Origin of the sequence: Pseudomonas sp. 65/3-MNA-CIBAN-0223 (assembly GCF_040310425.1) — a bacterium.
Lineage (GTDB): Bacteria > Pseudomonadota > Gammaproteobacteria > Pseudomonadales > Pseudomonadaceae > Aquipseudomonas > Aquipseudomonas gregormendelii.
The window spans coordinates 1-255 of sequence record NZ_JBEOPV010000234.1 but is presented as its reverse complement, the minus strand read 5'-3'; the positions used below and the strand labels follow the sequence as shown (position 1 = coordinate 255).

Below are 255 nucleotides of genomic sequence, written 5' to 3'. Positions count from 1 at the left end.
CATCAGCTGGCTGGTGGACGCGATGCTGTCGGTGGGTTTGCTGATCAGCTTCCTGGCCGCGCTGTTGCTAAAGTCGCAGGGCTATGGCGAGTGGGCGGTCTACGTCGACCCGTTGATCCTGATCCTGCTGGCCCTGAGCATGCTGGCGCCGGCATTCAAGATTTTGCGCCCAGCGTTGCGCGAAGTATTGGGCATCGCGCCGGATCATTTGGACGACAAGGTCCGCGAAGTGATGGACGCGGCGCAGGCCAAGCA

At 62.0% G+C, this 255-nt stretch carries 1 pseudogene; it reads left to right on the top strand.

The window, feature by feature from the left end:
• Positions 1-255, top strand: a pseudogene (locus AAEZ09_RS28710) (cation diffusion facilitator family transporter); the annotation flags it as partial.